The sequence below is a fragment of the Nocardioides sp. NPDC057577 genome, assembly GCF_042801335.1.
Taxonomy (GTDB): domain Bacteria; phylum Actinomycetota; class Actinomycetes; order Propionibacteriales; family Nocardioidaceae; genus Nocardioides.
The window spans coordinates 1-11,288 of the sequence record NZ_JBHVGB010000192.1 but is presented as its reverse complement, the minus strand read 5'-3'; the positions used below and the strand labels follow the sequence as shown (position 1 = coordinate 11,288).

Here is an 11,288-nt window from a genome sequence, read left to right as displayed (position 1 = left end):
GAACGAACGAGTCCGTGTCGAGACCAACACATTCCTACCGATGGTCAGTCCAGCGCGAGTCCCTCCGCCGGGCTGACCTTGGTGGCCCGCTTGGACGGCGCCACGCAGGAGACCAGGCCGGCCAGGCCGGCTGCCACGACCACCGCGATCAGCTGCAGCACCGGCAGCTCGAAGGTGGCGTCGGGCAGCATGTCGCCGACCAGGATCTCGCTGCCGCCCCAGGCGAAGAAGACGCCCAGCGCGGTGCCGACGAGGGCCGCCACTGCCGAGAGCAGCACCGCCTCGGCGGCCAGCGTCCGCCGCAGCTGGCGCCGCGTCAGGCCCAGCGCCCGCAGCAGGGCGTGCTCGCGACCGCGCTCGAGCACGGAGAGGCCGAGGGTGTTGGCGATGCCGGCCAGTGCGATCAGCACCGAGATCGCCAGCAGCCCGATCACGGCCCAGGTGAACACGTCCAGCTGCAGCTCGACCCAGGCACGCTGACCCTTGCCGTTGATGAGCTCGGCGTCGGGGGCGAGCACCCCGAGCGCTCCCGCCAGGTCCTCCGGGTCGGCGCCCGCGTCGGCACGGACCCAGACGGCGTACGTCTGCGGGTCCTCGGTCAGCGTCCGCAGCGTGGCCGCGGAGATCTGCGGAGCCCCGTCGATCTCGCGTACGTCCAGGGTCACCGTCGCGGTCCGGTCACCGACGACCAGCTCGACCTTCTCGCCTGTCGCGTCGAACTCGTCCTCCACGAAGGCCGAGGCGGCCGCCGGGGAGATCACCATGGTGCCGGGCTTGACGGTCATGTCCTCGAGAGCGATGTCTCCGCCCGGCGGGGCGACGACGGGCAGCGGAACGGGTTTGCCGTCGGTCCGCACCGATGCCATCGCTCCCGGTACGGCGACCGCGTCCGCGACGCCCGGGACCGCCTTCGCGTCCCCGGCCACCGAGTCCGGCAGCGGCTTCGACTCGGCCTGGAGCGCGATGTCGATCGGGTGCTGCTCGGCCATCTCGTCCAGGGTGGCACCGCGGATGGTCGCCATCCCGGTGAGCACGCCGGTGGTGAGGGTGACACCGACGAGGAGTGATGCCGCGGTCGCGGCGGTGCGCTTCGGGTTGCGTCCGGCGTTGGCCGCGGCAAGCTTCGCCGGGGAGCCGGCGACGAGGGCCAGCGCCGACCCGGCCAACCGCACCAGACCCGGCACCAGCGCGGGCCCGAGGAGCATCACGCCGATGAAGGTGACCCCGCAGCCGAGCAGCACGATCAGCATCCCGGTCTGGGCGTCGTCCCAGCCCACGGCCACGAAGATCGTCGCAACTCCGGCCAGTGCCACGACCAGACCGAGACCGATCCGGAACATCCCTGCGCCGCGTACGTCGAAGCCCTCCTGCGGCCGCAGCGCGGCCAGCGGGCTCAGCCGCATCAGCCGGCGAGTGGGCAGCCACGAGGCGACCAGCGTGGTGAGCACACCGAGGACGAACGCGCCCACGAGCCAGGGCCATTCGAAGGCCACCGCACCCAGCGGCGCGGTCTCGGCGAGCTGCCGTACGAGCGCGACGATCCCCCAGCCGAGCAGGACGCCGACCACCAGGCCGAGCAACGAAGCGAGCACCCCGAGAGCGAGCGCCTCGCGGCGTACCGATCGCAGGACCTGACGCTTCGTCGCGCCCATCGCGCGCAGCAGCGCGAAGTCGCGCATCCGCTGGGCGAACAGGATCGAGAAGGTGTTGGTGATGACCAGCACGGAGACGAACAGCGCGATGAAGGCGAAGATCAGGACCATGTACGCCACGACGTTGACCTCCTTGTTGAGCTGGGTCTGCAGCTCGGTGAGGTAGTCGTCGGTGTTCAGCCAGCTGTCGGCCTCGGCACCGGGTCCCGCGGTCATGACGGCCTGGACGTACTGGTCGTCCCAGCCCTGCATCTCGGGCCAGGTGACGTAGATCGGCGAGGACCACATCGACGGGGCGTCCACCAGGCCGACGACCGTCGTCTTGATCGCGGTCGTGCCGCTGCCGACCTGCAGCGTGTCGCCGATGGCGACCTTGTTGGTCTTGGCGGCGTTCGCATCGACCACGGCCTCGCCGGCGCGGGTCGGGAACCGGCCCTCCTCGAGGTCCTGCCACTGCCAGCGCTTCTCGGTGGAGACCGCGCCGACCATGATGTCCTGGCCGAGCATGGTCTCGTCGGTGCGGACCGGCTTCATGGAGAGGGCCAGCGCCCAGCCGCCCTTCTCGACGTACTTGTCGGTGACCTCATCGGAGGGGAGGTCGACCGCGCCCACCGCGTTGCGGAACGGCGCGTCGATGCCCGCGAACAGGCCCGACTTCGTCGCCGAGGTGAGGGCGTTGGTCACCACGATCAGCGCGACCGCGGCGATGACCGCCACGACTGCCGCGGCGTACCGACGGGCGTAGGTCCGCAGGGATGCGAACAGCACCGTCCGCATCAGCGCGTCACCCCGTCGATGTGTCCATCCATCACGGTGACGATCTCGTCGGCGTACGCCGCGGCGGAGGCCTCGTGGGTCACCATGACCACGGTCTGGCCGAGCTCGCGGACGCTGCGGCGCAGGTGGTCGAGCACCTCGGCCGACGTCTCGGAGTCGAGGTTTCCGGTGGGCTCGTCGGCGAAGAGGATCGCGGGCTGGGTGACCAGGGCGCGGGCGATGGCCACGCGCTGCTGCTGGCCGCCGGAGAGCTCGCTCGGTCGGTGGCCGAGGCGGCCTCCGATGCCGAGGGTGTCGGCGATCATCTGCGCCCGGGCGCGGGTCTCGTCGGTCACCCGCTTGCCGGCCAGCTCCAGCGGAAGCTGGATGTTCTGCCCGGCGGTGAGCATGGGCAGCAGGTTGAACGCCTGGAAGACGAAGCCGATGTTCTCCCGCCGGAAGATGGTCAGCTGGTCGTCGTTGAGGTTCTGCAGCGGTTGGCCCGCGACCGTCACCTCGCCGCTGGTGGGACGGTCGAGGCCGGCCAGGCAGTGCATCAGCGTCGACTTGCCCGAGCCGCTCGGGCCCATGATCGCGGTGAAGGCGCCGCTGCGGATCTCCAGGTCGACCCCGCGCAGCGCGTGCACCTCGGTGGCACCCTTGCCGTAGGTCTTGGTCAGGCCCACCGCTCGGGCGGCGGCCGTCATCGTGGGAACAGAGGTCTGTGTCATGCCCCAGAGCCTCTCGTCGGGAGGCGTCAGTGCACATCGGGCTGGGGGCTGATCCGGGCGTACGACCTGGGGTTGATCGGCAAGGGTCGTCCCAGGGTCATCCCTGATCCCGGCAGCCCCTCAACATCGAGGAGCTTGGTCCGGGTCGTTTCCGGTGGACTTCCATTCCTCGGCGAGCGACGTGCCGCGGAAGACGGCGCAGAGATCGGCGAGCACCCGGTCCGGGTCGGGTTCGAGGATGTCGACCTGGGAGTAGACGCCCGTGACAGCGACGAGCCCGGTCTCAGGCTGCACAGCGAGGTCGTTCAGGTTGCCCAAGGTTCGCACTGCCGCCACAGATCGGTGCGCGGAGAGGCTCCACAGTCGTACTGAGTCGTCGGACTGGCTGACGGAGACGAGCGTGTCGCCGTCCGGCAGGAAGGCAATCCGGCTGACAGCCCCGTCGTGTCCGCTCAACGTGGAGCCGATCTGCCGTCTCGAGGAGACCTTCCACAGTCGTAGATTTCGGTCGGCCCCACCGGTGGCCAGCACGGTGCCGTCGTTGCTGAACGCCACCGAGGTGACACTTCCGTGACCGGATCTGATGGTGTCGACCAGCTTGCCGTTCCCGGCTCGACGCACCTCGACCGCATCGGTGCTCAACGGAACCGCGAACAGCTTCCCGTCAGGCGAGTAGGCCGTGTCACCGGTCGGGTACGGGTCGGTCGAGACGTCGCGGACCTGGTAGGTGGTCCGCACGGGATCAGCGATGGGTTCGGCGAGGTCCCAGTGCAGCTGGACATAGCGCGCGGGCAACCGTGCGGTGCCTGATCTCAAGTCGTCATAGGACGGGCCACCGTGCGCAGTCAGGGTCTTTCCGTCCGGGCTGAACCTGACCGAGTACGCCACCATGTCCTCCCCGATGGTGCCGGGGCGTCCCGAGCGTCCGGAGGTGGTGCTCCACAACCGCACCGAGCCGTCGGCGCCTGCCGTGGCCAGCTGGGTCCCGTCCGGGCTGAACGACAGTGAATGAACCACGCCGGTCTTCAGCTCTCGAACGAACGACCGCCGGACCGCATCCCACAGCGTGACCGTGTCGTCCCTGGTGAAGGCCAGGAGTCGCCGGTCCTGGCTGAATGCCGCGGCCACCGGGGCATGCGACTGGTAGATCACGTTCGTCTGGGCCTGCCACAGGATCGCCGATCCGTCGACGCTTCCGCTGAGCACGGTGCGCCCGTCGCGACGGTAGTCCACCGAGCCGACGCCGTTGGTGTGTCCGAAGAAGGCGGGCAGGGCCTCGCCGTCGGCGACGCGCCACCGTTGGACGCCCTTGCCCTTGTTCGTGCCCGCGACCACCTGCTGTCCGTCCGGACTGAACTCCGCGTCCATGATGAGCTCGTCTTCTTCTGTCGGACGCAGCACCTGGATGCTCGGTCCCGCAGCGTCTCGGACGTCCCACAGCCGAACGGTCCCGTCGGCGCTGCTGCTGGAGAGCAGTCGACCGTTCGGGCTGAAGTCCACGCTGGTCACGAGCTTCTCGTGTCCGGTGAAGACGGCCACCTGCCGACCGGTGTCGGTCCTCCACAGCCGCACGCTGTTGTCGCCCGCACCGGCCGCGATCAGCGAGCCGTCGTGGTTGAACGCGACCCCGGAGGCGGCGCCGCCCTTGTCCAAGGTCTTGAGCCGTCGGCCGGTGCTCACGTCCCACACCATGATCGTCGGGCTGTCACGGGAGACGGTCGCGAGGCGGTTGCCGTCCTCGCTGAAGGCCAGACCGACGATGTTCTCGGGGACCGGAAGGCTGCGCACCGGACTTCCTGTGCGCGGGTCCCACAACCGCAGCCGGTGATCCGGTCGATCACTGACGTGGGTGGTGCCGAGGACCTTCCCGTCCGGGCTGAACTCGACGGTGGGGAACTCGTCGTCCGCGCCGGTCACCTCAGCGATCTGCCGATGACTCCGGGTGTCCCACAACGTGACGGAACCGGTGGTCGTCGACAGCGCGGCCGTCCTGCCGTCCGGGCTCAGATCCGTGTCGACCAGTCGGGCCGTCCCGGGGTCGAGTGCTCCCCGGTAGGGAACGACCTGCGTGGCCAGGAGGGCCCCGCGTGCTTCGACCGTCGGCGCCAGCTGCCACGAGGCCATCGCCAGGAGCAGGGATCGACGAGGATCGGTGTCACGGGCGGCAACCGACTCCTGCGCATACAACCGCGACACCGCGGCCGTGCGCTGCCGTTCCGCCGTGGCTCTCTCTTTGTCCGCGACCCACTGCTGCCAGATCGCGAGCCCGCCCGCGACCATGGCGACGACCAGCAGAGCGGCCAGCGCGACCACCCCGCGGCGCAGCATCTGATTGTTGCGCCGGATGGCTTCGCGGGTGGCTTCCTCTGCTATCTCGCTCGCTGTGACGAACTCCAGCTCCAGGTCCGTGAGGCTCGCCCTCCGGTCGCCTCGTTCGTCCAGCCAGGCCCGGATGTCGGCGAGCTGCGCACCTCGGTACAGGCTCCCGTCGTCGCGCTCGAGCCGCACCCAGGTGCTCGTCGCGTCCGTGAGTCTGCGGTGGACGACAAGGCCGGTCCGGTCCTCGCTGAGCCAGGTGGTCAACCGGGGCCAGGCACCGAGCAGAGCCTCATGGGCGATCTCGACGGTGCCGTTTCCGTCGGTGTCCCGGTCGACCGTGACCAGGCGGGTGGCGACCAGGCGGTTGAGCACGGTCTCGGTCTGCTTGCCGGTCTGCTCGCCGCCACCGGTCAGCTCTGACTTCGACACCCGGCGCCGGGTGTCGTCGGAACCGTCGCCGACCGCGACCAAGGCCAGCAGCAACCGCCGCAAGATCCGTCGTTGCTCCTCGTCCATCGATCGGAACAGGTTCTCCGCAGCCGTGCTGATCGCGCCTCGTACGCCCCCGGCCTCCTGATAGCTGGCCAGGGTCATGGTGTTGCCACGTCGTTTGCCCCAGGTGGCTTCCAGCGCGTAGGCGAGCAGCGGCAAGGTGCCTGGTTGATGTCCGGAGGCGTCGACGACGTCATCGATCACCCGATCGACGAGGCCCGGTTCGAGGTGGAGACCTACGGCCTCGGCAGGTCCCTCCACCACGCTCCGAAGCTCGGCCGGGCTCATCCTTCCGACCAGGAACTGGTTGTCCTGCAAGATCTCGGCCAGACCCGGTTCTTCCACACAGGCGGAGAAGAAGTCGGTACGCAGGCTGGCGATCACCAGCGCGCTCGGAGTGGTCTCGTCGCCGGCGACGCCGTGGGCCGCGGCGCGCAGCGCGGCGACGAACGCTGCCCTCTCGGCAGCGTCCTCGCACAAGGTGAAGACCTCCTCGAGCTGGTCGATGATCAGCACCACCCGGCCGGGAACATCCAGTCCGCTCTGCCGTGCGTGCGCGATCGCGGCCTGACGCACCAGAGCGGCGAACCTCGCCGGGGTCTCGCGTACGTCACCCACCGACGTCCCCACCGGGACACCTGCCACTGCGGCGGTGTGACTGACCAGCTCGGTCAGCGGCCGAGAGCCGGGCGTCAACCGGATCTGTGGCCAGGCCGAGGAACCGGGGATCGACAGATCTCCCCGCAGAAGAGCGGCCTGGAGGCCGGCGTGCAGGAGCGACGACTTCCCGGATCCGGACACACCGACCACGATCAACGGCAGCCCGCGCTCCTCGGCCACCGCCAGTCGTTCGAGGAGTCGCGCGGTCAGATCCTTGCGGCCGAAGAACCAGGCGGACTGGCGGCTGTCGAACGCCGCAAGGCCCGGATAGGGACAGACGCCACCCGCAGCGGGCGGGTCGGCGCGCTCGGCCCTCCCCTGGGCGTACACCTCGACACCGATGTCTCGCAGCAGGGGCTCGAGGTCTTCGGTCCGTGCGACCCAGACCGTGTCACGTCCCCAACCGTCGTCGGTGTTGTACCTGGCTCGGACGACACCGACCACTGCGCCGTCGGCCAGGACCGGGGCACCCGACATTCCCCTCATGACACCGCTGGCGGTGAGCCGACCCAACCGCACGCCGTCGTCCCGGGTCGTGCCACCCGCCCACTGGCCCGGCGCGTCCAGGAACTGGTACTGGTGCGAGTCGCGCAGATCCGCACAGCCGGTGACCAGCACGTCCGTCCGCAGCCGGGTCCCGTCCGCGGCCGCGAAGCCCGGCACGTCCTTTGCCAGGCCGCTCTCCGCACGCAGCACGCTGAGATCACGCAGCTGGTCGGCATTCTCGACCCGCGCGGCGAAACCGTCTCCGCCGCCGAGCGGCTCGATCCTGACCTCGTCGCCGAGGTTCCCGACGTCGGCGTCCCGCAGTACGTGCCATGCAGTGACCAGGACACCGGGCACCACCTGAAAGCAGGTGCCGACGGGACGACCCTCCGCGTCGAGAACCCTTCCGAGATATCCCGGAACGCGATCGTCAGATGTCATCGACGCTGTGTTCAACGCCGTGTTCGGCGGTGGCTCGGTAGGTCAGCGCCACTTCCAGAGTCGCCTCGCTCGATGCTCCGGCGACGATCACGTTGCCTTTGGCCGAGAACTTCAACCCGAACTTCACCTGCACCTCGTCCGGCCGACGTGTCCGGCTGCCCAGCTGCTCGATGGTGTCGACGGTCGAGGTGGCTACGGCGACGATCGCTTCCTGCGCGTGCTCGAACGCTCCGGACATGGCTTCGCGCGTCTTCTCCCCGAGCCCGGTGTCCTCCGAGCCGGCCGGCCGAGCCACTTCGACCTCAAGCTCCACTCCGGCGACGACAACGGGGAACGAGTCCCAACGACCGATCAACGAACGCCTCCCAAGACTGCGATCGCACCAACATAGCGGCGGTCGGCGCGGGTGATCGCCGAATTGCCAACTACAGGACCAGGGCGACGACCCCGATCGTGACCTCAACCCCGGGTGAGCGTGACCCCGTCGGCCAAGCGGTAGGGGTTGGTCGAGACCAGGGCACCGATCGAGCGGCGCAGCCGGGAGACCTCGGCGCGCACGGTGACGACGTGCTCGGCGTCCCCGAAGACTGCTTCGCTGAGCCCGCGCGCGGTGAGACCGGCAGGGCCGGCCGCCTCAACGAGGGTGAGGATCTCGACGTGGCGCCGGGTCAGGGTGGTGCGCCAGCTGCCCGACCCCGAGACGACCTCGAGGGTCCCGTCCGGATCGAGGCGGGCGGTCAGGTTTCCCGACCCCGAGGAGGTCGGCCGGACCAGCCAGCCGCGTTCGCCGACCCGCTCGGGCAGGCACAGCCCCAGGCCCGGGACGGTCAGCATCTTGTCCTGCCGCGGCGCCGCGATCCGGTCCCGGGCGGCCATCCCGGCGTGGTGGGCGACCCAGCCGTCGTCGTCGACGACCAGCAGCGGACCCTCGACGGCGGAGACGACGTGGTCGGTCTCGCGACGTAGCCGTTCCAGCCACTCCTGGTGGTGGCGCCACAGACTCATCTCGGCCAGGCGCACCGCGCTCTCGACCAGGGCGCCGATCGCCGGGTGGAGGGTCAACGCAGGCCCACTGACGTCGACGACGCCGAGCAGGGCGCCGGTGCGGGGGTCGTGGATCGGGGCGGCGGTGCAGTACCAGGGATGCTGGGCCTGCTCGAAGTGCTCCGCGGAGAAGAGCTCGACCGGGGCTGCCTCGGCCAGCGCGGTGCCGATCGCGTTGGTGCCGACCGCACGCTCGGTCCACAGCGCACCTTCGACGAAGCCGAGCTGGTCGGCGATCCGCAGCACCCGCGCCGAGCCCTCGCGCCACAGCACCACGCCCTCGGCGTCGGTGACCACCATGAGGTACGTCGCGGCATCCGCCGCCGAGGTCAGCACCGCTCGCAGGTCGCCGATCACCGTCGCCAGCGGCGAGCGGGCTCTTCGCGTCGCGCACTCGGCGGCCGAAGGCGTACGTCTGCCGTTGCTGCTGCCGGGCTCCAGACCCATGCTCATGACGCGGCGCCAGGAGCGCTCGACCAGGATCCGGGGCGTGCTCGGCGGGCGGCTGCCGGACAGGACGGCGTCGTGGACGCGTACGAGGTCGCGGGCGAGGCGCGGCAGGTCCGCTCCCGCCGGGACTGCTCCGGTCGCTGTCATGCCGTCCACCTCCGTCTCCGAGGGTAGGTGCTCGCTGTGACCCGCGCCACATGCAATCCGTTGCAACCCTTTCTCTCGCGCCCGCGCGGCGGTGTGCTGGAGGCATGACGCAGACACTCGACTCCCCTCCCCCGGCCATGCAGAACGGCCCGGCGCAGACCTGGCTCGCCGACTTCGAGGCGGCCCTGAAGGCACGCGACGTCCCCCGGGCCGCCGGCCTGTTCGCCACGAAGAGCTTCTGGCGCGACCTTGTCGCCTTCTCCTGGAACATCACCACCGTCGAGGACCCGGCCGGGGTCGCCGACCTGCTCTCGACCACGCTGGAACGCGTCGACCCCTCCGGGTTCGCGCTCGAGGAGCCGGAGGCCACCGATGCGGGCGTGACCACGGCGTGGTTCACCTTCGAGACCGCCCTCGGGCGCGGCCGCGGGCTGCTGCGCCTCAAGGTGGAGGATGACCGCCCCAAGGCGTGGACGTTCCTGACCACGCTCTACGAGCTCAAGGGCCACGAGGAGCCCCGCGGCGTACGTCGTCCGAAGGGTGCCGAGCACGGCGTCAACCGCGACCGGGTGACCTGGGCCGAGAAGCGGCAGGCCGAGGCGGAGACGCTGGGCCTGACCGAGCAGCCGTACGCGGTGATCATCGGTGGCGGTCAGGGCGGGATCGCGCTCGGCGCGCGGCTTCGCCAGCTCGGGGTGCCCGCACTCGTTATCGACCGCTACGAGCGGCCGGGTGACCAGTGGCGCGGCCGGTACAAGTCGCTGTGCCTGCACGACCCGGTCTGGTACGACCACTTGCCCTACCTGAAGTTCCCCGACAACTGGCCGGTTTTCGCGCCCAAGGACAAGATCGGCGACTGGCTGGAGTCCTACGTCAAGGTGATGGAGGTGCCCTACTGGTCCTCGACCACCGCCACCGGCGCCTCCTACTCCGATGAGGACGGTGAGTGGACGGTGAACGTCTCGCGCGGCGGGGAGGAGATCACCCTGCACCCGAAGCAGCTCATCATGGCCACCGGGATGTCCGGCAAGCCGAACATCCCCGACCTGCCGGGCATGGACATCTTCGAGGGCGAGCAGCACCACTCCTCCAAGCACCCGGGCCCGGACGCGTACGAGGGCAAGCGGTGTGTCGTGATCGGGTCGAACAACTCCGCCTTCGACATCTGCGGCGCGCTGTTCGAGCACGGCGCGGACGTGACGATGGTGCAACGCTCCTCGACCCACATCGTGAAGAGCGACACGCTGATGGACATCGGCCTCGGTGACCTCTACTCAGAGCGTGCGCTCGCCTCCGGGATGACCACGGAGAAGGCCGACCTGGTCTTCGCCTCGCTCCCCTACCGGATCATGCACGAGTTCCAGATCCCGCTGTACGAGCAGATGGCCGAGCGCGACGCCGACTTCTATGCGCGGCTGGAGAAGGCCGGGTTCCGGCACGACTGGGGCGACGACGGCTCCGGGCTGTTCATGAAGTACCTGCGCCGCGGCTCGGGCTACTACATCGACGTGGGCTCGGCCGAGCTGGTCGCCGACGGCGACGTCAAGCTCGCCCACGGCCAGGTCTCCCACCTGACCTCCTCGGCCGTGGTTCTCGAGGACGGCACCTCGCTCGACGCCGACCTGGTCGTGTACGCCACCGGCTACGGCTCCATGAACGGCTGGGCCGCCGACCTGATCAGCCAGGACGTCGCCGACCGCGTCGGCAAGTGCTGGGGTCTGGGCTCCTCTACCACCAAGGATCCTGGGCCATGGGAGGGCGAGCAGCGCAACATGTGGAAGCCGACCCAGCAGGACGCGCTCTGGTTCCACGGCGGCAACCTGCACCAGTCGCGCCACTACTCGCTCTATCTCGCGCTGCAGCTCAAGGCCCGGTTCGAGGGGATCGAGACGCCGGTCTACAACCTGGCGCCTGTGCATCACCTCTCCTGAGCGCGCCCGCGGCGTAGTAACCCTGCCGAGTCGGCGCGTCTTGACCGGTGTCTCGCGAAGCGAAGCGAGCGAGCCGCGTCGTAACCCTGCCGAGTCGGCGCATCTTGACCGGTGTCTCGCGAAGCGAAGCGAGCGAGCCGCGTCGTAACCCTGCCGAGTCGGCGCATCTTGACCGGTGT

General features: G+C 69.7%; 6 protein-coding genes. 1 reads left to right on the top strand and 5 read right to left on the bottom strand.

Annotated elements, in window-relative coordinates; all coding sequences use genetic code 11:
• Positions 1-44: 44 nt before the first annotated feature.
• From ACFU7D_RS25630 to ACFU7D_RS25610, 5 genes are all read right to left on the bottom strand, one after another.
• The gene (locus ACFU7D_RS25630) at positions 45-2,429 is read right to left on the bottom strand and encodes an ABC transporter permease (RefSeq protein ID WP_378872710.1); all 2,385 of its coding nucleotides are present in this window, start codon (positions 2,427-2,429) and stop codon (positions 45-47) included.
• Positions 2,429-3,139, bottom strand: a complete 711-nt coding sequence (locus tag ACFU7D_RS25625; protein WP_378872707.1) for an ABC transporter ATP-binding protein — start codon at positions 3,137-3,139, stop codon at positions 2,429-2,431. The genes ACFU7D_RS25630 and ACFU7D_RS25625 overlap by 1 nt, the downstream gene beginning before the upstream one ends.
• A 120-nt stretch (positions 3,140-3,259) precedes the next feature.
• Positions 3,260-7,537, bottom strand: a complete 4,278-nt coding sequence (locus ACFU7D_RS25620; protein WP_378872705.1) for a trypsin-like peptidase domain-containing protein — start codon at positions 7,535-7,537, stop codon at positions 3,260-3,262.
• Entirely contained in the window at positions 7,527-7,850 is a 324-nt protein-coding gene (locus ACFU7D_RS25615; RefSeq protein ID WP_378872702.1) for a CU044_2847 family protein, read from the bottom strand. The genes ACFU7D_RS25620 and ACFU7D_RS25615 overlap by 11 nt, the downstream gene beginning before the upstream one ends.
• A gap of 146 nt (positions 7,851-7,996) precedes the next feature.
• Positions 7,997-9,178 carry a GAF domain-containing protein gene (locus ACFU7D_RS25610; protein WP_378872700.1) on the bottom strand — a complete coding sequence of 394 codons (1,182 nt, stop codon included), beginning with the start codon at positions 9,176-9,178 and terminating at the stop codon, positions 7,997-7,999.
• 104 nt (positions 9,179-9,282) lie between these two features.
• On the opposite strand from ACFU7D_RS25610, the gene ACFU7D_RS25605 reads away from it, so the two are divergent.
• Positions 9,283-11,109 carry a flavin-containing monooxygenase gene (locus tag ACFU7D_RS25605; protein ID WP_378872698.1) on the top strand — a complete coding sequence of 609 codons (1,827 nt, stop codon included), beginning with the start codon at positions 9,283-9,285 and terminating at the stop codon, positions 11,107-11,109.
• Positions 11,110-11,288: the final 179 nt, after the last annotated feature.

What these genes read in the sequence shown, in the direction of transcription:
- ACFU7D_RS25630 (WP_378872710.1), bottom strand. Translation starts at nt 2,429, where the DNA reads ATGCGGACGGTGCTGTTCGCATCCCTGCGGACCTACGCCCGTCGGTAC.
- ACFU7D_RS25625 (WP_378872707.1), bottom strand. Translation starts at nt 3,139, where the DNA reads ATGACACAGACCTCTGTTCCCACGATGACGGCCGCCGCCCGAGCGGTG.
- ACFU7D_RS25620 (WP_378872705.1), bottom strand. Translation starts at nt 7,537, where the DNA reads ATGACATCTGACGATCGCGTTCCGGGATATCTCGGAAGGGTTCTCGAC.
- ACFU7D_RS25610 (WP_378872700.1), bottom strand. Translation starts at nt 9,178, where the DNA reads ATGACAGCGACCGGAGCAGTCCCGGCGGGAGCGGACCTGCCGCGCCTC.
- ACFU7D_RS25605 (WP_378872698.1), top strand. Translation starts at nt 9,283, where the DNA reads ATGACGCAGACACTCGACTCCCCTCCCCCGGCCATGCAGAACGGCCCG.